Genomic DNA, 21,708 nt, shown 5'->3' with positions numbered 1-21,708 from the left:
ATTATTTACTTGCGTCACCGTACCAAACGCGGAAACCGTTCCACGTCCAGTTCTTCACCACGGCGTTAATGCCCGCGCTGTTGTACATCTGGAACATGATCGCCATCGGGCCTTTCTGCATCTGCTCTTTCTGCAAATCGGCATACAGCGCGCTGCGTTTGCTGTCGTCCGGCTCCAGCAGCGCGGTCTCCACTTTCTGGTTCATCTGCGGATCGAAATAGGCGGCTCGCCAGCTCGGATACTGCGTGGCGCGCGCCTCTTTGCTGTTATCCGGGTTATAAACCAGACGCGAAGCGTTGCCGTAGGCATCCGGCACCGAGGTTTGCCACGCCATCATCGCGCTCTGGAACTCGCGGCCGCGCACGCGGCTAAACAGCTGCGCATTTGCCATACGTTCAAGGTTGAGCTTCACGCCAATTTTGGCGGCGTTTTGCTGGATGCTTTGGGCGATCGGCGCCGAGTGCGGCAGCGTGCCAAACAGCACCGAGGCGCTAAAACCGTTGGGATAGCCCGCTTCGGTCAGCAGTTGTTTAGCTTTGTCTAAATCGAGATGGAAAGGTTGTCCTTGTTTGGCATCCAGCGCGCCAAAGGCACCTTGCTGCACAAAGCTGGCGCGCGGCACGCCGAGATAAGGCATCACGCTGTTGCCGAGGCCGTCGTAATCGATCAGATAACGCATCGCCAGACGCACTTTTTCATTTTTGAAAATCGGGTCTTCATTGTTATAGGTCCAGAAGAACAGCTGCGGTTTCAGCACTTTCTCCACTTTGACCTTGCCGCCTTCATCCAGCGTTTTCAGGTCATCGGCTGACAGATCGCGCGCGATATCCACATCACCTTGCGTCACCAGCAAACGCTGTGTGCCGGTTTCGGCGACGTGACGGATCAGAATGCGTTTCAGCAGCGGCGCTTTGCCCCAGTAATTGGGCGAGGCTTGCAGCACCACGCCTTCACCGGCGTTCCAGCGCACCAATTGATACGGACCTACGCACGCGGTGTGGGTGGAGAGATATTTGTGGCCGAGATCGCCGTCCACCGCTTGCTTCTCTAGCAGTTTGCGATCCAGCAGCGATGAGACGTTATTGGCGGCGATTGCCTGCAGCACCAGATTGGTGGGATAGGCTTTGTCGAAACTCATCACCAGCGTTTTGTCATCCGGCGCGGTGATGCGGCTATCGACATTCTCTTTACTGAAGCCGTACTCCTTGATGGCGGCGGCGTTGCCGTATCCGAGTTTCACCACGCGCTGCATTGACCAGGCTAAATCGCCTGCTGTCGCTGGCGAGCCGTCGGCAAACTTCAGGTTATCCTGCAGATGAAAGGTGATGGTTTTACGATCGGCAGAAACGTCCCAGCTTTTCGCCATGCCGGGATCGAGCTGAGTTTCGTCGCTCACGCGAAAATCCACCAGCGTGTCACAGGTATTGGAGTAGATCTCGCTGGTCACTACTTCACCAATTTGTGCCGGATCCCAGGTGCTGATGGCGTCAATGTTCCATGCCATCACCAGCGAGTCGGGCGGTGTAGCGGCCTGCGAAGCGGCGCAGCAACCTGCTGCCAGCGCGATGGCGGCAGTGAGTGTTTTCATCGTCATGCTTCTCTCCTGAGCGGTTACAGATGGTCCGGGCGTGGCTGAATCGGCGGCTTAACCTCCGCAGGGATCGGGCAGTGATACGGTTTCTCGCTCACCTGTTCGAAGTGCGCTTTTTTCACCTGCGCCAGTAGCATTTTATCGGTCAGCACATCCACCGCCGTCGCTGCCATCACTTTGGCGACATGCGCCAGCGCTTTGTGCGCCGCTGGCATTTTGCCCTGCGCGGTAAGCTGCCATGAGTGGCCGGGCGTACCAATTGCCATGGTCGGCACGTGTGCCTGCACGGTGGGGATCACCCAACTGACATCGCCGACATCGGTGGAGCCGATCATCACTTCGCCGTGAGTATCCAACGGGATGATGTAGTCGCTGAGTGGTTTAGGATTGGCGGGTTTTACACCGGTTTTGCGGTAGCAGTTGTCGATCTCTTCGGGCGTTAAGGTGGCCTGAATTTCGGCGGCAAAGGCGAGGTCGGCCTGGTCAAACGGCACCGGGCCCAGCGCTTCGAGATTGAGCTGCATCGCCTGTTCCAGCGGGCGGTTGCCGAGCAGATTGGAGACGGCGCTCATGATGCTGATATCGACCTGAGTATCGGTCATCATTGCCGCACCAGCGGCCACGCGCTTAACGCGCTCATTGAGATCAAACATGGCGTGCACATCGCGCGAACGAATCGCGTAGCGCACGGTGGATTTGGCCTGCACCACATTGGGCGCGACGCCGCCGGCATCAAGAAAAGCGTAGTGAATGCGCGAATCCTGCGGCACGTGTTCACGTAAAAACTGCACGCCGACGTTCATCAGTTCAGCGGCATCCAGCGCGCTGCGGCCGAGATGCGGTGAGGCGGCGGCGTGTGACGATCGGCCGCTGAAGGCAAAATCCATACGCGTGTTGGCTAATGACAGCGGTTTGGCGACTTCATGGTGCGCGCTCGGATGCCAGGTAATAGCGACATCGACGCCATCAAAGGCACCGGCGCGTGCCATAAAGGATTTTGCTGCACCGCCTTCTTCTGCCGGACAGCCGTAATAGCGTACGCGACCCGGCACGCCAGTTTCTTCCAGCCAGGCTTTCAACGCCGTTGCCGCCAGCATAGCGGCTGAACCCAGTAGGTTATGCCCGCAACCGTGGCCATGACCGTTGCCCGGCAGCGGCGAATAGTGCGCAACACCAGCCGCCTGGCTCAAACCCGGCAGCGCATCGTATTCACCAAGAAACGCGATGATCGGCCCACCTTCACCGGCTTCGCCCATCACGGCGGTGGGAATCTCAGCCACGTTCTCCGTGACGCGAAAGCCTTGCTGTTTCAGCATCGCGGTATGCTCCGCCACCGAGCGATATTCGGTATAACAGATTTCCGGCATGCCCCAAACGCGATCGCTCAGATCACAAAAGTCCGCTTGATGTGTCTCCACCCATTTCCACACTAACGCTTTGTTTTCCATCATGGTCCTCAGCTTGGTTGGTCAGGTATCGCCAGAGGCGGCAGCCTCTCTGAACTCGCAGCATGGAGGAAAACAACAGCGTTAGGCCAATGAGCAATTCACACTCCCCATTCCAAAATTGCATAGTTTGCCGTCAGGCGGCGTCTGCCGTATCGCTGGCGCAAGCGCGCAACCACAGCTGTTCTGCCTGCGGGTTTTGCAGCACCGGCTGACGATAAAGCCGAATTGCCAGCGAGATATCCCAACTGCTTTCATCGGCACGCACCAGATTGCCGCTGGCCAGCTCTTCGTGGATCAAACTCAGCGGCAGCCAGGCCACACCCGCGCCGGCCAACACCATCGCTTTGAGATTCACTGACATGCCGTTTTCATACACCGCTTCCAGCGGCAGCGGCCGTTTACTTAGCATCTGCGCCAGCGCGTGGGCGAAAAAGGTGTGCTGGCCGTAACTCAGCCACGGAATTGGGCCGCCGTCTGCGCGTACTGGATAGAGCGGTTTGCCGCTGCTGTCGGGACGACACACGGCGATAGCGCGCTCGCGGCCCAGTTGGATCATCGGGTAAGCCGCCAGCTGGTGGATTAAGGAAACCGCATCGTTGGCGTAGGTCAGCAGGAAATCGGTTTCACCGCTGTGCAGAGTGGAAATGTGTTCGACGAAGCTCGGCTTCTGATTGCATAAGCGGATATAGCTGAGGTGCGGCTGCAAATTTAGCCGCTGGATCCAGTCGGGAAAGAAGGTCAGCGAAAGGGTATTCAGCATCGCAAAGCGCAGCACGGCGGTGCGTGAGCTGTAGCGCTGATGCAGATCGTTACGCAGATGCGTCATGGAGAATACCGTTTCGCTGGCGGTGGCGAGAAAGGTTTGGCCTTCCGGCGTTAAGGTGACGGGATAGGTTTTGCGGTCAAACAGCGGCACGCCCAGCCACTCTTCTAGCTGGCGGATGCGCCGACTGAGCGCCGATTGCGTGATATGCCGCTCATTGGCGGCGCGGGTGAAACTGTAACAGCGGGCGACACTGAGAAAATCTTCAAACCATTTCAATTCCATAGCGCAGACCTCTTTGGACGAAAGGGAACGATAAGTCACAATTTGTTACACGCAAGAAACGCGCCAGTCTGCGGATGGCTTGATAGCTCGCATGTTAGCTTGATGAGATGAATAAAATGCCGCTGCTGGAGCAGCAACTGCACCCCGCAGGTGCAAGTGCGGATTTTCCCCGTAGGGTGCGCATTAATGCGCACCTGGTTGAAATTCACACCTTGGTTAAGCTGCCAAACGTCTGCTTACCGTTATAGAACGTCGCCATTACCGGCGCGATGTGCGCAACGGCTTCCGCCGAACAGCTGGCGTTAACCAGCATCATGGTGGCGTGATCCTGCGCTTTCGGCCATTGCTGCTCGCCGTGGCTATTCAGCGGCAGCACTTCGTTAGTAGCGATACCTAACGCGCGGCTGAGCGAAAACTCATCCGGCCCACGATAAAGCTGCGAATAGACGTTGGCTTTTTCCAGCATGCTGCCGCTACCAAACGGCTGCCAGTGATCGGCGATGGTGTCAGTGCCCGACCACACCGGCACGCCAGCGGCGCGTAGCTGCGGCAGCGGCATAATTACCCGGCCAATCGGCACAGTGGTGGCGATGCTGAACTGCTGCTCTTTCAGTTCCTCAATCATCGCCGCCAACTCGTTACCCTGTAACGTACCCAACGCGAAGGCGTGACTAATGGTCACTTTGCCTTTCAGTTGCGGATTATCGCGCACCGTTTTCAGCATGTAGCGAATCGCCGCCACGCCGTGCGGCTCGGTTTCGTGCAGATGAATATCGATGGGGGCGGCGAAATCGAGCGCGATGCTAAACATGGTATCCAGCGACTTCTCCATCGCGCCGTCGACATTAGTCGGGTCCAGCCCGCCGACATAGTTCGCGCCCATCTTCATCGCTTCGCGCATCATGCCTTCGACGTTTGATCGTAGTAATCCGTGCTGCGGGAAGGCGACAATTTCGGCATGAAAATCGTCGCGATGGTTAGCAATCGCCTGCTGCAGATGCTCCAGACCTTGTAACTTGCTGACCGGATCGATGTTGCAATGGCTGCGTGCGGAGCTGCTGCCTTTCGATTGCAGCAGGCCAATCAGTTTCTCGGCGCGGATTTCAGAAGTCGGCACCAGTTCAGGCAGAATCTGCTCTTCCTGATGGATCATATCGATCACGCTATGACGCGGCAGCGGGGCACGCCAGCCTTCGCCGTAGAAGGTTTTATCGAGATGGATGTGCATATCGCGCGTGGCGGGCAGCAGCAGATAACCGGCGGCATCCCATGCGGGCAAATTAAGCTTGACGCCTGCGGGATGAACGGCGGCAATATTGCCGGCATTCACCTCGACATCATACAAACCGGTGCGCGTGGCGGTAATCACGTCCTGTTTGCGGATAAAAGCTTCTTCCAGTCGTACATTGCGCAGCAGATAGTGCGTGGCATCCACGCGGCTGACACTGGCGGGTTGGCAGGTTGCCGCCGCCTCAACGCTGCGGCTCATGCCCGCGCTGAGTAAGGTGCCCGCGGCGGTGAGTTTCATGCCAGCGGAAAGAAAATCCCGGCGATTACCGGGTGATAAGAGGCTCATTAGTCATTCTCCTTGTAGGGGAGAATTACCCTAAAATAGCCGCTGGCAGGGCGCTGCGATATTTTCCACTGCTGGCTATGGTGAAAACTAATGACCGCAGTGATTGCTACTCAGCGAGATGAATTCGTACCTGATGAATCGCAGCTTCACCGCTGAGCGTAATGGCATCATCCGCACTTAGCTCATCATCCAGCCACAGCTGATAAGCGCCTGGCGTACGCAGCATCTCAATCTCATAGCGCGCGTCACCTTCATGATAAATCACCTTCGCGCCCGGCCACGCCTTAGGCAGACGTGGACGCAGTTGCAATTTATCGCCGTGGCGCGTGATGCCGAGCAGCGTTTCGATAATCAGCTGATAGGTCCAGCCCGCCGATCCGGTGTACCACGTCCAGCCGCCGCGACCTTGGTGGTTGTCGGCGCTGTAGACATCCGCCGCCATCACGTAAGGTTCGACTTTGTAGGTTGCAACAGCATGCGCATCAAGGCTGTGATTGATCGGATTGATCAGCGCCAGCAATTCCCAGGCGCGATCGACCAGGCCCATTTCCGCGAACGCCATAATCGCCCACAGCGCGCCGTGCGTGTATTGCCCGCCGTTTTCGCGGATGCCTGGCAGATAACCACGAATGTATCCCGGATTGGGACCGACGCCATTAAACGGCGGCGTCAGCAGCTTGATCAGGCCGTTATCGCTATCAACTAACTGCTGATCGAGCGCCTGCATCGCCGAGGTGCATTTATCATGATCGCCTGCAGCGGAAAGCACCGACCAGCTCTGCGCGATGGCATCAATGCGGCATTCGGCGTTGCGCTGTGAACCTAGGGTTTCGCCGTTATCGAAGTAGCCGCGCAGGAACCATTCACCATCCCAGGCGCGCTGATTCAGTGCCGTTTTCAGCTTTGCAGCCTGCTGTTCGCACAACGTAGCGGCTTCCGTTTGCCCGATACGTGTGGAGAGCGCGGCAAAGCGTGTGAGCACGCTGTAGAGGAAAAAGCCCAGCCAGACGCTCTCGCCTTTGCCAGCAATCCCGACTTCGCTCATACCGTCGTTCCAGTCGCCAGAACCCATCAGCGGCAAACCATGCTCGCCAAATCTCAGACCATGCTGGATGGCGCGCAAGCCATGCTGCCACAGGTTTTCCTGCAGCTGACTGACGTTCGGCAAGCTATAAACCGACTCTTCTTCGGCCGCCAGCAGCGGCGCTTCAAGATAGGCAATTGGCTGTTCTAACAGCTTAAGATCCTCAGTGGCGGTGATGTAGTGGCAAAGTGCAAAGGGCAGCCAGAGATAATCATCCGAGCAGCGGGTACGCACGCCGCGTCCGGCCGGTGGATGCCACCAATGCTGCACATCGCCTTCGAGGAACTGACGGGACGCGCACAGCACCAGCTGATCGCGCAACAAGTGTGGCGCGGCGTGGGTCAGCGATAGCGTGTCCTGCAACTGATCGCGGAAGCCAAACGCGCCGCCCGACTGATAATAACCGCTGCGTGCCAGCAAACGGCTGGCCAGCGTTTGGTACAGCAGCCAGTTGTTCGCCAGCAGGTTCACCGCTGCATCCGGTGTTTGCACCTCGACTTTGTTTAACAGACCGCGCCATTGCTGCTGCACTTTTGCCAGCTCGGCTTCAGCCTGTTCGCTGGGAAGAAATTGCTGGATCAGCGTCAGCGCCGATGTTGTATCTTCCGCCGCGCCTAACACAAACACCAAGGTGCGCGTGTCGCCATCAATTAAGCTGGTCAGCGTTTGCAAGGTGGCGCAGGGATCGAGCCCCGCACCAGTGTTGCCCGATAAGCCACGCGCTTGCATCATCGCGGGCTTACGCGTTGAACCATTGCGGCCCAGACACTCAAGGCGATTACCGCTGAAAGCAATCTGATTGCCTGATGCGGCGAAGAATGCGGTGCGCGCCGATCCGGCGCTGGTGTACGGATTCATCGCCAGAATGGCGCTGCCATCGGCCACTATCGCCGATGAGGTTTGCACGTGGCGGGCAGATTGGCTCAACAGCTCACCCAGCACCCATTCGACGTAACCGGTAATCGACAGATGTCGCGTTTTACCCGACAGATTGCTCAGCTGGATCAGTGTGATTTTCGCCGCCTGTTCGCCCGCGACGAAGGTGATGAGCGTGCTGCGGATGCCTTGCTCCTGATGCACAAAGCGGCTGTAACCCATGCCGTGCTGCGTTAAATAATCACCATTGCCACGCATCGGCAGCGGCATTGGCGACCAGACATCGCCGCTCTCCTCATCGCGCAGATAAAAGGCTTCGCCCGACGTATCGCTGACCGGATCGTTGTGCCACGGCGTCAGGCGGTATTCGTGCGCATTTTCAAACCAGGTGTAGGCCTGACCACTTTCCGAGATCACGCTGCCAAACTGTTTATTCGCCAGCACGTTGCACCAGGGCGCGGGCGTCTGAAGATGTGGGGACAGCAGAATGTGATATTCACTGCCATCGACGCTGTAGCCGCCGGTGCCATTGAAAAGTTGCAAGGTTTCCGCTGCGGCGAGGCGAGCGGGCGCAGGAAAGGCCTGTTTATGTGGCAGGAAGCGGGAAGGCGGCGCAACCGGCTGCGGTTTCAACAGCACCGTCAGCTGATCGGCCAAACTGCCATTGCGGCCTTCCAGCACCACGGCTGCCACGCTGAGTAACAGCGTGACGTCCTCGGCGGCAAAGTGATCGCTTTGCCGCAGGAAGATGCCGCCCGGCTTGTCGGCCAGCAACTGCACCTCGCCGGATGAAATCATCTTGATCAGCTGATTCTGCAACAGCTGCTGATAGCCGCCTTGCTCGCCGTTAAGGATCACCAAATCTGCGGTTAATCCTTTCTGACGCCAGTATTGATGCGCCTTGATCAGATTGCTCACCAGGCTAAGCTGGGTCCCGTTTTCGATGCGCACCAGCACGATAGGCAGATCGCCTGAAATGGAGTAGCGCCATAGCGAGGTTTGCCCCAGACGATTCTGCTGCATACGCTGGCTGTCGCCGCGCATTTCAGGGCTGGCAAAGATCACCGCGCTGGCGAGCTGGTTATACAAACTGGCATCTTCGGCGAGGATATTCAGCTGTCGCAGCGCCACCTGACTGTGCGAAGCCGCCATTTCAAATACCCGATTGGCATAGACATTGTTGCGATACTTTTCAATCAACCCAAGGCAGGCGTCACGCTGCGTAGTGACGCCGTACACCAGATCGAGAGTGATGGATTTACCCGGTTTGAGCGCGATTTTCTGGCGAATCGACATCAGTGGATCGAGTACCGCACCGGCGCTACCGCTGAGTACGCCTTCCGCTGAAATAGCCTGCGGATTGGCGGTGGTTCTGCCACGACCAATAAACTGCGCGCGGTCGGTTTCATAATGCGTATCGCGCTCGCTGGTGCCGTGAATCAGCAGGGCGTGGAACATCCATACCGGCTCGGTTTTCTCATCACGTGGGCGGCGATGCGCCAGAATGGCTTCCAGCTCGGTAACAATTTCTGTCTGCACAAATAGGTTGCTGAACGCCGGATGTGCCATATCGCTGGCGGCGGAGTCGAGCACCACTTCGGCATAGCTGGTGATATCAATCTCACGCAGCTGGCGTGAATGGTTGGTGAGGACGATGCGGCGAATCTCCACATCATCTTCTGGCGACACCACCACCTGCGTGTGGGTGCTGAGGGTTTCAGCGCGCGACTCAAACTCCGCGCCAGCATCGGTGAAGCGCGCAATGTGTTGCGGTCGCGCATCGCCGCTCGGCTGGAACGTCGGGCTGATTAACTCGCCGGATTGGCGATCGCGGATATAGCAGAAGATGCCGTGTTGATTGCTGGTGCCATCGGCGCGCCAGCGGGTTAACGCCAATCCTTTCCACTGGCTGTAACCGGTGCCGGATTGCGTCACCATCACATGATAATTGGCATTCGACAGCAGCTGCAGCTGCGGCAAGTGCGCAGCCGAACCGCTGAACTCACGCAGTTCAGGCGTGTCCGAACGCGGCTTGATCTCGCTGGTGTCAACAAACTGACGACGCGGCGTATACAGCTCAATGTCATCCGGTACGCGCTCCTGCAGCAGTAAATAAGAAGACTGGAAGCGTGCGCTGGACATAAACCGCGCGACCATTGGTGCTTCATGCAGCAGATGCGAGATCGCCAGAAAACCCATTCCCTGGTGATGCGCCATGTAGGTTTTTACCGCGACAAATTGCTGACCGCGCGCCAGCCGATGTGCGGTGAAATCAAGCGCTTCGTAGAAACCGTATTTGCCGCAGGCACCCATTTTTTTTAGCCGCATCAGGTTGTCGCTGGCCTGATGCGGCAGCACCATCAGCGCTAGCAGCGAGGCATACGGCGCCACCACATGGTCATTATTGAGGCCACGTTTTAGTCCCAACTCGGGGGTACCAAAGGCTTTGTATTGATAGTTCTGGTTGTCATCAAAAGCGGCATAGGCCGATTCGGAAACGCCCCACGGAATCTGCGCGGCGTCGCCAGAGGCGATCTGCTGCTTCACCGCCGAGAGCGCCATTTTCTCCAGCAGCGTATCCGGGTAAACCGGCATCACCAGATGCGGCATCAGATACTCAAACATTGAGCCGCTCCACGACATCACCGCAGGTTTGTTATCGAGCTGGGTAAACAGGCGTCCCAGTACGAACCAACTTTTTACCGGCAGCTGATTGGCGGAAATGGCGTAATAGTGCGTCAGGCGCACTTCGGAGGGGAAGAGATCGTAATGTCCTTTGTCGAGCAGCCCGCTATCGAGATTGTAACCGACGCTGAGCAGCGCGTTTTTTTCGACATAGAGAAAACGGAAGTCCATTTTAGCGTGATCTTCCAGACGTCCTTCCAGCTCCAGCAAGGTCGCCATGCGTTCTCGCGCGGCCCACATCACGGAAGCGGCGAGCTGTGCATTAAGGCCAGGGCGATGAAGCTTTAATTCACTCAGCCACAGCAACGAGGGCAAAGCGTTAGACAGCACATCATCCGGCCCGATCCAACTGAAATAGCGCATCCACTCTTGCTGGAAATCACTGAGCTGATGGATGAAGCGTTCAAACCATTTCACCTGCGACGGCGGCAGCTTGAGCTGTGCCAGCAGAATCTCACTTAGCGCGATCAAGGATGAAAGATGATTGGCAATCGCGGCGGGTGCGACTTGTTGCAGCGCAACAAACTGCTCGGCTAGCTCATCCCAACGATCGTGACGCTCTGTGCCCATTTGCGCTTTGGCCAGCATCAAGGTGTCATTCAGACCAGCCATGATCACCGGTAAAGCGATTACTGGCAGATGCTTCCACTGCGCAAGGCCCGCTTGCAAAGTGGCGAGGTGCGCAGCGAGGTTGCCGCTATCGACGGTAGAAACGTAGCGTGGATTTAACGGTTTCAGGGTGTAAGTGTCGTACCAGTTATAGAGATGACCACGAAAATGCTCCATGCGATCGAGGCTATCCAGCGTGGCGAGCGAACGGCTAATTACCTGCTTCTGCGTGATGTAGCCGAAATCCCACGCGGTTAAATTAGCCAGCAGCGACAGGCCGATATTGGTCGGCGAAGTACGGTGCGCCACCACCGGCTGCAACACTTCCTGGAAGTTATCCGGCGGCAAGTGGTTATGCTCGGCGATGACGAAATCTTCAAACCATGCCCAGGTATGGCGCGCGGTTTGGCGCAAAAACTGCTGCTGCTCGGCGGAGAGTTTTTTCTGCCGCGATTGCGCCGGTTTACTCAACTGCCATAACAGCCACGGCGTGATCAGCCATAGCAAGGAAAGCGGCAGCGCTAACGCGATCAGTTGTGGATTGATCAGCGCGGTTAAAAGTGACAGTGCAACGCCTGCCGCCGGATTAAACCACATCGCCTGATAAAAATGGCGCAGTGACGGCGTGGGCGATGAACTGCCCGCCGACGCGCTTTTCCATTCATGGAGAAACTGCCCGCTGACGTTCAATCGCCACAGCGTGACGATGATCGCTTTCAGCGACCAGTAGCTTTCATGTGGCAACGCTGCCAGCGTTAGCCCCGCACGGCTCAGGCGCATCAAGGCATCCGAGGACAAGATAGTGAGATGATGTTGCCAGGCGCGCTTTTTGCTTTTGCGCATGCCTTCCATGCTCAGCGCAAAAGCGCTTGGCAGCAGCAGGAACAACGCAATACAGCCGAGCCAAAACGGCGGATTCGCTACCCAAGTGAAGGCCAGAAACATCAGCAGTAGCAAGGCAGGAGCCACCAGGCTACGACGCAGGTTATCGAATAATTTCCAGCGCGAAAGTGCGCTCAGCGGATTGGCCTGATAGCCGCCATCCTCGAGACGTACACGCAGTTTTAACCAGTTCAGCAGCTGCCAGTCACCGCGCACCCAGCGGAAACGCCGCGCGACATCGCTGAGATAGTTGTCGGGATAGTGTTCATACAGCACCACATTGCTGACCACGCCGGAACGCGCGTAACAGCCTTCCAGCAGATCGTGACTCAGCACCAGATTTTCCGGGCAGGTATTGCGCGTCGCGCGAGTGAAGGCCGCCACATCGTAAATGCCTTTGCCGACAAACGAACCTTCGCCAAACAGATCCTGATAGATATCGGAAGACATCGATGAATAGGCGTCGTTGCCCGGTACGCTGCTGGAGAGCCGCGCGTAGCGACCTTGCCCAAAGGGCGGGATCTCTTCGGCCAGACGCGGCTGCAGAATGGCGTAGCCTTCCACCACGCGGTTCAGGCGATCGTCAAATACCGGCGCATTAAGTGGATGCGCCATGATGCCAATCAGCTTGTGTGCGGTTTCGCGCGGCAGAATGGTGTCGGCATCAAGCGTGATGACGTATTTCACCGTGCGCATCTGCGCCTGGCTGGCACCGACGATAACGTTAAACATCTCCGCTTCACCTTGCAGCCAGCGATTGAGCGCGTGCAGTTTGCCGCGCTTGCGTTCATAACCCATCCAAACGCCCTGCGAAGGGTTATGAACACGATTACGATGCAGCAGCGAAAACAGCACGTCGTGGTGCGATTTGCTGCTGTAACGGCGGTTAAGCGCCTGAATTTTTAGCACCGCATATCCGATGATTTCATCATCATCAACCTGATGTTCGTCCACGCTGTCGGTGAAGTCGGCCAGCAGCGCAAAGGTGATGTTGTCGAGCGCATTGCCGAGATAGCTGGTTTCCAGCGAGCGCAGCAGCGTATCGGTGCCATGTTTGCTGCTGATCAAGCAAGGGATCACCACCAAGGTGCGATCGCTATCCGGCACCGCCAGCTCGTAATCAAGTCGGGGAAGGGGAACCGGATGGCGAGTGCGGGTTGTCACTTCGCTGAGCAGTTGTAAGGCGAGCTGGCTGCTGATAATGATCACCGCCGGTACCAGTAACAGCCACAACACCACCGACATACCGGCCTGATGGGTGAAAAACAGCGCTTCGGCGCTGAAGGCGGTGGTCAATAGGGTGAGGCTGCCAAGCCAGGAGAGCAGCGGTGTTTGGCTGAGATGATGACGCGCCTGATTGAGCCAGGAACGGCGCGGCTTTAACTGTTGCTCAAGCTGCGCGCGTCCTTTATCCAGCAGAAAGTAGCCGATATGCTGCTGGCGCGGCGGTAATTCGGGCTGATGACTCAGCGCCAGCACCTGATTAGCCACGCTAAGTTCATCAAACGCGCTCTGACGCGCCAGCTCTTCCACCACGTGTCGGTACTGATCGCGGCTGTCAAAATGCATCTGCGGATAAATGCCTACGGGATCCTTTAGCAGTAGTTGCTCCACCAAACTGAGTGATTCGACTAAATCCTGCCAGTTGATTTCGCCGAGCTGGCGCAATCCGGCAATGCTGTTACTTACTGAGAGCTGGCTCAGTGCCAACTGACGGTTAAATTGTTCAATCACATCCGCGGTATTGCGCCCGGTATTCAGCAGATGATGCTCCACCCACGTCAGCGCCAGCGAGTGATTTTGCCCATTCAGTTTGCGCGCCAGTTCGGCGACGAACGCGCCTGAAAGCTGGCTGTTTTTGTGCGCCATATCGGCAATGACCTGAATCACCCGCGTGGCGTCTTTAGCGGAGTGATGAACGATCTCATTAATCCACGCTTCGGCCTGGCTTCGCTCCTGATGGATCTCGGCAACGCCTTGCGCAATGCGCGCGAGGTTATCGAGCAGCGCAAAACGCAGCATGGCGGGAAGCGCCCACAGTTCTCCCATCAACAATGGCGTAATCCGCTGATAAGCATGAATAAAAGTCGCCAGCACCGTCGATTCTAAGCGGCCGTCGCTGTGACTGATCATCTCATCAGCAATCGCCTGAATACGTAAAGCGTGGGCGGGCTCTTCAAGCGCGGGTAAACCCTGACCAAATTTGGTGGGCAAAAGATGGCGTACCATACGAATTTGTTCTTCGATGATATAAAAATTATCTAAAAGCCACTCGCCAGCCGGCGTCAGATTACGCTTATCACCGGTACTTAATATTTCTGCGCTTTTTATCAGCGCCTGTTCGTTTTCAGTCAGCCGCTGCAATAATTTATAACTTTTTTTGGCGTCAGAAAGATGATGCGTCTTTGCCAGTCGCTCGCCATATATTGCCATTTGCTGTTCGGAAAAAACGTCTGGCCGGTTCGCCTGATAGATGCCGCTGTCAGGCAATAATTCAAGACTAGCGCGTGCCGTTGCTGGAAGCGCACTACTGCCGATGATTGATCCGGTGGGAATTTTATTTTTCATAATGGCGTCGCAAAAAATCCAATGGATTATAAAAGTCAGCACTATCAACAGGAAGATTGACGGTATAAGAAAGGGCGAGGGAAATATCTATCTTTTCTGAGTATAGCCTTAAAGTGATTTAACGTTTGGCTTTATAAGATAAAAGTTAATTTAAAATATTTAACTGAGCGTAATGATGGGGTTGAAGATCATTAACAATGTTGTCAAGTGTTAGTTGCAGTGAAAAAAATAGGGTGTGTTAGAATGAGTTAACTGAAAAAGGAAAAAATCATGAGCTGGTTAAATCAATTTTTAGAAGGTTTATCGCGCCGGGAAATAAAAACGCAGTGTCCAGTGTGTAAAAAATTCTGCCCGCAATCGTCCTTAAAACAAGCGCGCGGGCAGGCTATGTTGTGCCCGCACTGTAAATCACTGTTTATCGCTGAGGTATAGCCGCATGCGCCATATTCTTGAATGGATTGATTTAAATGAACAAGCGCCGGGCTACAAGCAGGAGTGCATTGTGCAATTTGATAATGGCGAGGTGCAGGGCGGCTGGCTTTACGGCGGGCAGTCGCGTAGCGGTGAGCATATTTTTCTTGAGTCACACGCAGAATATGAGACCAGCATGGGGGTTAATTTCTGGATGTCATTGCCACCCGCGCAACCGAACCAGCTTGCCACTGTTCACTCTATAATATGAAAACAGCAATATAATATTATCGCTCATATTCGATAAATGACCGCTGCGCTTCAGCCCGATCGACAAACTGAAATCCCAGTGGATATATTAATTTTTCATCACAATACCAGCGATCATTTATTCGTTTAAAAATGTCACCCTGATGAAATGGTTGATCTTTGTCCAGGCGCATAACGGCATATTTGCCGTTATTGAAGATGACTTCGTAAAGAGAAATTAAACCTAGCGGGAGTAAAGTACGTTCGTGAATAATTTCACCGCTGAGTTCGGGTTGCCTTGGCTTTTTCATGATTATGTCTCCGCTTGACCTCCTTTAATTCTGGCAATGAATTAAACAATGCGTGGTGTTTATTTTTAAGGCTTCGCTTGTTAATTTTGTAATGTCCGCCAGAATTAAGTCAGTCTTATGTGTCGGCGCAATCTATTATTCCTTCTCGCCCACGTTTTACCTACCTGACATCCTACTTTATCAAAAGGCAATATTATGACGATTAAAACACTGCACGATCTGTTTGTGCATGATCTCTCGGATATTTACAGCGCAGAAAAACAGATCACCAAAGCGTTACCAAAAATGATTCGTGCAGCCACCGATCCTAATCTGGTTGCGGCCTTTAAACAGCATCTGGAAGAGACGCGCGGACAAATTGAACGTATCGATCAACTGGTTGAGCTCACTGAAGGTGTGCAGATCAAAAGGATGAAATGTCATGCGCTGGAAGGTTTGGCTGAAGAAGCGCAGGAGATCATCGATGAAGTGGAGAAAGGGCCGGTTTGCGATGCCGGACTGATCGGTGCTGCGCAGAAGGTTGAACATTATGAGATCGCCACCTACGGCACTTTGCGCGCGTTAGCCCTGAAACTGGATTATCAGGACGCTGCGAAGTTATTGGGTGAAACGCTGGAAGAAGAAAAAGCCACCGACGAAAAACTGACGCTAATTGCTGAAGAGCAGGATTAATTCCCTGTGGAGGAGGCTAATGCAGCTAGCCTCTTCCAAACTGAAAAATCCGCTTGCGAATTCCTGGGTTAAAAATCACTTCATTCTCAGTATGCTAATGCCTCTTTTCTCAAACTCACGTTTGAACACTGTGATGAAAACAGAGGATTTGCATGCCTGCCAACGGTCACTCCGCAGAGCCCAACACGACATTACGTGCTGGGCGCTTCTTATTGATGCAGAAACTATTACGCCGCGACAAAACGCCCGTCGCGCTGTTGCTGCTGGCCGCGTTGGTCGGTGTGTTAACCGGCCTGGTTGGCGTGGCCTTTGATAAAGCCGTCAATTTTGTGGTGCATACGCGCTTAAGCTGGCTCGATGATGCGGGTGACAATCTGCTGGTGAAGATCGCAGGCGCGTTTCTGCTCTCGGCGCTATTAGGCGCTATCGGCTACTTGCTGGTGCGACGTTTCGCGCCGGAAGCGGGAGGATCGGGCATTCCCGAAATTGAAGGCGCGCTGGAGGAACTCCGTCCGGTGCGCTGGTGGCGCGTGCTGCCGGTGAAATTTATCGGCGGCATGGGCGCGTTAGGATCGGGCATGGTGCTGGGTCGCGAAGGACCAACCGTGCAGTTGGGCGGCAATATCGGCGGCATGTGTGTTGATCTGTTCCGCGTAAAATCCTCTGAGTCTCGCCACACGTTGCTGGCAACCGGCGCTGCAGCTGGTTTGTCGGCCGCTTTCAACGCGCCGCTGGCCGGCATCCTGTTTATTATCGAAGAGATGCGTCCGCAGTTTCGCTACAGCCTGATTTCCATCAAAGCGGTGTTTGTTGGCGTTATCGTTTCCAGCATTGTTTTCCGCGTGTGTAATGGCAATGAAGCGATCATTAATATTGGACAGCTACAGGATGCGCCAACCAATACGCTGTGGCTTTATTTAGTGTTGGGCGTGTTATTTGGTGGCTGCGGCGTGGCGTTTAACCGCTTCATTTTCCTCGCGCAGGATCAGTTTCAGCGCTTACATAAAGGCCGCGTGGCATCGTGGGTGCTGTGGGGAAGTTTGCTGGCGGGGATGTGTGGCGTGATTGGCCTGTTTCTGCCACAAGCCATTAACGGCGGGATTGCGCTGATTCCTGATTTCTCCAGCGGAGCTTACAGTGCGCTGGCGCTCTTTGCCATTTTCGCACTGCGCACGTTGATAACTATTTGCTGTTTTTCCTCCGGCGCGCCGGGCGGTATTTTTGCCCCGATGCTGACGTTGGGCACGCTGTTAGGTACTTGTTTCGGGCAACTCTGCATGCAGTGGTTGCCGGGTTTACATCTGGAGCCAGCAACCTTTGCTGTGGCTGGTATGGGCGCGCTGTTTGCGGCCTCAGTGCGTGCGCCGCTGACCGGCATTGTGCTGGTGCTGGAGATGACCAACAATTATCAGCTGATTTTGCCGATGATCATTACCTGTCTCGGCGCGACGCTGGCCGCGCAATTCTTCGGCGGCAAACCGCTGTACTCCTCAATTCTTGCGCGCACGCTGGCGAAAGCGAAACAGATAAATGTGTAGTAGGTGAATCGGTCGCCATGAATGGCGACCCTACGGCGTCTGGTGCGCATTTATCAACCAACCAGAAAACGCCGTCATCGCGGCGCTTTCTGGCCGCGACTGCAAACGCGTTAACCAGTAGCCGCCGAGATCGATTTCTGCGGCGAAAGGGCGCACCAGCTTCTCGCTTTGCAGCAGGTGATTGAAAATCCTCACCGGTGCCAGCGCAATCCCCGCACCTAACAATGCTGCTTCAACCATCGTCAGGGATGAGTCAAAAATCATCACCGGATGCGCAGGCGATGGTGCATGTTCATTAATGTTGTGCAGCCATTGGCTCCACTCATCACGGCGGAACGATCGCAACAGGGTGAATTTGTGCACGTCTGCAGGCTGCTGCAACTGCCGGGCAATGGCCGGATTACACAGCGGCGATAGCGGGGCCGAACAAATATACTGCGCCTCGGTGCCGTGCCAGGCGCCACTGCCAAAGCGAATGGTGTAATCGTGGCCCTCGGCGGCTGGATCGACGCGATTGTTGTGGGTGGAGAGTTGCAGTTCTATGTGCGGAAAGCGGCGGTTAAAATCCTCTAAACGCGGCAACAGCAAACCGGTGGCAAAGCTTCCCACCACGCCGACCTTTAATTTCTCGCGCATTTGTCCCGATGAGAAGCGGTCCAGCGTATCGGCAATACGATCGAATGAATCGTTTAATACCGGCAATAGGCTTTCGCCTTCGGTGGTTAACATCAATCCGCGCGATACCCGTACAAACAGCTGGCAGCCAAGCTGTTGCTCCAGTGATTTCACCTGCTGGCTCACGGCTGCATGGGTTACATGCAGCTCAATAGCAGCGTTAGTAAAACTTAGATGACGTGCGGCGGCTTCAAAGGCTCTGAGCGCGTTAAGTGGGATATAAGGGCGAGTCATGCGGCGACCTGTAAGAATTTCTATTGTCTGACGCTAAAATTAACAGTTTGTTGCTGCCTGTCAAATTGGGCAAACTGCCCGCGGAACAACAACCCGGAAGGTTAATAACAGTGAAATTGATTTCTCAAACTTTGATAGCAACAGCACTGACATCGGTGTGCTCAATGACGTTCGCCGCGACGCCAGATGTGGACGCCATCGTTGATCAGGCCATCAAACCGCTGATGCAGCAGCAAGCGATTCCCGGTATGGCCGTGGCGGTGGTGGTTAAAGGCCAGCCGCACTATTTTACGTGGGGTATGGCGGATGAAAAACAGCAGCGTCCGGTCACGCAAGATACGCTGTTTGAACTCGGTTCGGTCAGTAAAACCTTCACCGGCGTGTTGAGTGGCGTCGCGGTGAACAAAGGCGAGATCGCACTGAGCGATCGCGCCAGCAAATACTGGCCGGCGCTGAATACGCCGCAGTGGCGTGACATCACGCTGCTGCAGCTGGCGACGTACACCGCCGGCGGCTTGCCGTTGCAGGTTCCTGATGCCGTGACTGATGAAAAGGCGCTGGCGAACTTCTATCAACAGTGGCAACCGCAGTGGGCGCCGGGCAACACGCGTCAGTATGCTAACAGCAGCATCGGCTTGTTTGGCTGGCTGGCGATGAAACCTAGCGGGCTGACATTTGAGCAGGCGATGCAGCAACGCGTATTTACGCCGTTGCAGCTTAAGCACACCTTTATCACCGTGCCCGACAGCGAGAAGGATGCTTACGCTTGGGGTTACCGCGAAGGCAAGCCGGTGCGCGTGTCGCCGGGCATGTTGGATGCCGAAGCCTATGGCGTGAAGTCGTCAATTAAAGATATGGCGCGCTGGATGCAGGCCAATATGGATCCGCAGCAGGTTAAAGACAAAACGCTGCAGCAGGCGCTGAATTTCGCGCAAACGCGTTTCTATCGTACCGATGCGTTATATCAGGGTTTGGGTTGGGAGATGCTCGATTGGCCCGCTCAGGCAGAGATGGCGGTGAAGGGCGCGGATAACAAGGTGGCGCTCGGCCCGCAGCCGGTACGGGATGCGAAAGCTCATCCGCGTGTAACAGCGTCGTGGGTGCATAAAACCGGCGCAACGGGCGGATTCGGTGCTTACGTCGCCTTCATCCCAGAGAAGCAGGTCGGCATTGTGATCCTGGCGAACAAAAATTATCCCAATACCGAGCGGGTTAAAGCGGCGATGCAAATCCTGAAAGCGTTGCAGTAAGCGTGTGGGGCGAACTTATCGCCCCATCCAGATCAACTACACTTTATGGGTGATTAACCAAGGAGCTGCAGATGAGCCATCACCCAAAAGATAAACGTGACGTGAATGACGAAAAACATCCCGCGAAGGACAATCCCAGTGAACACGGTGAGATCCCGAGAACGCGAGATGACAGTGAAGATGACAAAAAAGATCCGTTTAACGACGAATAACCAACATCATCAGCAAGGGTAGCGCGGCAAACAGCATTAATGCGGTCGACGCGCTAGCCTGCGCATAGAGTTGTCCGAACAGCAGCGATCCAATGACCTGGCCCGTAGCCAACATGAAGAACAGAATGCCTACGCCGATGGCGGGGGCATTTTTCGTTGCTGCTGCTCCCCACACCAGCAACACGCCCGAGAGCGTAACGTATGCTGCGCCACCCAGTGCCACGGCGGGAAATAGCCAGATTGAATAGTGATGGCTGATCGCCAGAAGCAGTAAGGGAACGGCGAGGCAGCACTGCGACAGCCAATAAACCCACTTCATCCCTATCCATTTCGCCATCGGGCCAGTGAAGGCACCGATAATGCCTGCTGCGCCACCAATGAGCCACAGCAGACTCACTATGCGATCGCTGACCTCAATGTGATGCAGCAAATCCGGACCGAAGCTCCACCAGGCTGCACTGGCGATGCCGCTGATCAACGCAATGATGATGAGTTTCTGCAGAGAACGCTGTCGCAGATGGCTTAACCAGGATTCATGTCCGCTGCTTTCACTTTGATGGGGCAGCTGGCGCCAAATCGGCATCAGACAGATCAACGCCAGCGCGGCGAAAACGCCACAGGCGACGCGCCAGCCGCCGGGCAGCCAGTACAAAATTGGCACAGACAGCATAATCCCCATGCTGGTCCCGGCATTAATCACGGTATTCATCTGCGGCTGCTGTTCAGCCTCAATGCGCTGGCTGACGGCGCTCGCTAACGCAGGCGAGGCGAGACCGGCGCTCATGCCGGCGATAAACAATCCCACGCCCAGCATCCACGCTGAAACCGCGATCGAGATAATCAGCAAACCCAATGCGGCACACAGCGCGGCAACGGCAGCAGGTAAACGCGGGCCCGCGCGGGCGGTCATCATCGGCGCGATCAGCACCGCCACGCAGTAAGCGGCAAAGCTGCAGGCTGAAAGTACGCCGGAGACGCGCGGCGTGAACGGGATGTCGTGCATCACCTCGGGCATCATCAGGCCCCATGCGAAACGCGCCATACCGTAGGTTACAGCGATAAGAGAGAATCCGGTGAGGCAGAGCGTCGTGCCCTTCATGCCTTTTCACTGAGTGCGATAAGCTGCAGCGCGGCGTGCTTACCGGCTTCACACGCCTGCGACGCACCAATGATCAGCGCTGAAGTGAGAACACCTTCGAACAGCAGCCACACCGCATCCGCTAACGCAAGATGCTGCTTGCCGATCACCTGCTTAATGGCGCGCGCAATGTAATCCCGCATCTTGTGACGATAAGCCAGCGCCTGTTCGGCTAAAGCGGCATCTTCTCCAGCATATTCGCCCCACGCTTTAAGAAATAAGCATCCGTTATTGCCGTATTGCTGCATCCAGTCGGCCATCGCATCAAAAATCTGGCTGACCGCTTGCGTATGTTCCGGCGGCGGTAATGCGGCAAAGAAACGATCCTGACGCGTCTCCAGCACTGCAGCCGTTAGCGCTTCACGCGAGGGAAAATAGCGATAAAGCGTGCGAGTTGAGACGTTCGCCTCGCTGCAAATGCGATCGGTGCTGATGGCATGAAAGCCGTTGAGATAGAACAGCCGCTCAGCGGCATTAATGATATCCAGTTTCTTTTTCATACTTAAAAAGTAAACCGATCGTTTTACTTTTACAAGTTTGACCTGTCATCCATTTCGTCAGATTTGTAGGACATTTCCTCAGAGTCTGGAATATCGCACCGCTTATCTGATTGTTTTATTGGTAAGTTATTTTAAACTACATGGGACAATG

At 55.4% G+C, this 21,708-nt stretch carries 15 protein-coding genes; 6 read left to right on the top strand and 9 right to left on the bottom strand.

What is annotated here, in order from left to right; translation table 11 throughout:
* Window position 1: 1 nt before the first annotated feature.
* The 5 genes from VIJ98_RS22205 to VIJ98_RS22185 form a co-directional block, all read right to left on the bottom strand.
* Window positions 2–1,594, bottom strand: coding sequence for an ABC transporter substrate-binding protein (locus VIJ98_RS22205; RefSeq protein ID WP_323271512.1), 1,593 nt, complete (start codon window positions 1,592–1,594; stop codon window positions 2–4).
* 17 nt (window positions 1,595–1,611) lie between these two features.
* Window positions 1,612–3,039: a M20 family metallopeptidase gene (locus VIJ98_RS22200; RefSeq protein WP_323271804.1), complete on the bottom strand. Its 1,428-nt coding sequence runs from the start codon at window positions 3,037–3,039 to the stop codon at window positions 1,612–1,614.
* Window positions 3,040–3,172: 133 nt separating this feature from the next.
* Window positions 3,173–4,087, bottom strand: a complete 915-nt coding sequence (locus VIJ98_RS22195; protein ID WP_258145275.1) for a LysR family transcriptional regulator — start codon at window positions 4,085–4,087, stop codon at window positions 3,173–3,175.
* Between the two features lie 205 nt (window positions 4,088–4,292).
* A complete protein-coding gene (locus tag VIJ98_RS22190; protein WP_323271510.1) occupies window positions 4,293–5,663 on the bottom strand; it encodes an amidohydrolase in 1,371 nt (456 codons plus the stop codon).
* 106 nt (window positions 5,664–5,769) lie between these two features.
* Window positions 5,770–14,367, bottom strand: a complete 8,598-nt coding sequence (locus VIJ98_RS22185) for a GH36-type glycosyl hydrolase domain-containing protein (RefSeq protein ID WP_323271509.1) — start codon at window positions 14,365–14,367, stop codon at window positions 5,770–5,772.
* A 270-nt stretch (window positions 14,368–14,637) separates the two neighbouring features.
* On the opposite strand from VIJ98_RS22185, the gene VIJ98_RS22180 reads away from it, so the two are divergent.
* Window positions 14,638–14,799 carry a YnfU family zinc-binding protein gene (locus VIJ98_RS22180; RefSeq protein WP_008102026.1) on the top strand — a complete coding sequence of 54 codons (162 nt, stop codon included), beginning with the start codon at window positions 14,638–14,640 and terminating at the stop codon, window positions 14,797–14,799.
* Between the two features lie 4 nt (window positions 14,800–14,803).
* Window positions 14,804–15,049 (top strand): hypothetical protein, encoded by a 246-nt coding sequence (locus VIJ98_RS22175; RefSeq protein ID WP_008102024.1) that lies wholly within the window; start codon window positions 14,804–14,806, stop codon window positions 15,047–15,049.
* Between the two features lie 16 nt (window positions 15,050–15,065).
* Here VIJ98_RS22175 and VIJ98_RS22170 read toward each other — a convergent pair whose 3' ends face one another.
* Window positions 15,066–15,338, bottom strand: coding sequence for a hypothetical protein (locus tag VIJ98_RS22170; protein ID WP_323271508.1), 273 nt, complete (start codon window positions 15,336–15,338; stop codon window positions 15,066–15,068).
* Window positions 15,339–15,533: 195 nt separating this feature from the next.
* On the opposite strand from VIJ98_RS22170, the gene VIJ98_RS22165 reads away from it, so the two are divergent.
* Both VIJ98_RS22165 and clcA read left to right on the top strand, forming a co-directional pair.
* Window positions 15,534–16,010, top strand: a complete 477-nt coding sequence (locus VIJ98_RS22165; protein ID WP_061719259.1) for a ferritin-like domain-containing protein — start codon at window positions 15,534–15,536, stop codon at window positions 16,008–16,010.
* Window positions 16,011–16,162: 152 nt separating this feature from the next.
* Window positions 16,163–17,548 carry a H(+)/Cl(-) exchange transporter ClcA gene (clcA, locus tag VIJ98_RS22160; RefSeq protein ID WP_323271507.1) on the top strand — a complete coding sequence of 462 codons (1,386 nt, stop codon included), beginning with the start codon at window positions 16,163–16,165 and terminating at the stop codon, window positions 17,546–17,548.
* A gap of 30 nt (window positions 17,549–17,578) precedes the next feature.
* Here clcA and ampR read toward each other — a convergent pair whose 3' ends face one another.
* A complete protein-coding gene (gene ampR, locus VIJ98_RS22155; protein WP_323271506.1) occupies window positions 17,579–18,457 on the bottom strand; it encodes a LysR family transcriptional regulator AmpR in 879 nt (292 codons plus the stop codon).
* Between the two features lie 116 nt (window positions 18,458–18,573).
* Between ampR and blaPSZ the strand changes: the two genes are divergently transcribed.
* Together blaPSZ and VIJ98_RS22145 are read left to right on the top strand one after the other, a co-directional pair.
* Window positions 18,574–19,707: a PSZ family class C beta-lactamase gene (blaPSZ, locus tag VIJ98_RS22150; protein WP_323271803.1), complete on the top strand. Its 1,134-nt coding sequence runs from the start codon at window positions 18,574–18,576 to the stop codon at window positions 19,705–19,707.
* Between the two features lie 71 nt (window positions 19,708–19,778).
* The gene (locus VIJ98_RS22145) at window positions 19,779–19,919 is read left to right on the top strand and encodes a hypothetical protein (RefSeq protein WP_008106109.1); all 141 of its coding nucleotides are present in this window, start codon (window positions 19,779–19,781) and stop codon (window positions 19,917–19,919) included.
* On the opposite strand, the gene VIJ98_RS22140 is transcribed toward VIJ98_RS22145, so the two are convergent.
* Window positions 19,906–21,018: an MFS transporter gene (locus VIJ98_RS22140; protein WP_323271505.1), complete on the bottom strand. Its 1,113-nt coding sequence runs from the start codon at window positions 21,016–21,018 to the stop codon at window positions 19,906–19,908. The two genes, VIJ98_RS22145 and VIJ98_RS22140, sit on opposite strands and share 14 nt — an antisense overlap.
* Window positions 21,015–21,557, bottom strand: coding sequence for a TetR/AcrR family transcriptional regulator (locus VIJ98_RS22135; RefSeq protein ID WP_323271504.1), 543 nt, complete (start codon window positions 21,555–21,557; stop codon window positions 21,015–21,017). Before VIJ98_RS22135 ends, VIJ98_RS22140 begins: the two co-directional genes overlap by 4 nt.
* Between the last annotated feature and the right edge of the window lie 151 nt (window positions 21,558–21,708).

Source organism: Pantoea sp. S18 (assembly GCF_045689705.1).
In the GTDB taxonomy this organism is placed as follows: domain Bacteria; phylum Pseudomonadota; class Gammaproteobacteria; order Enterobacterales; family Enterobacteriaceae; genus Pantoea; species Pantoea symbiotica.
This window is presented reverse-complemented; position numbering and strand designations above follow the sequence as displayed.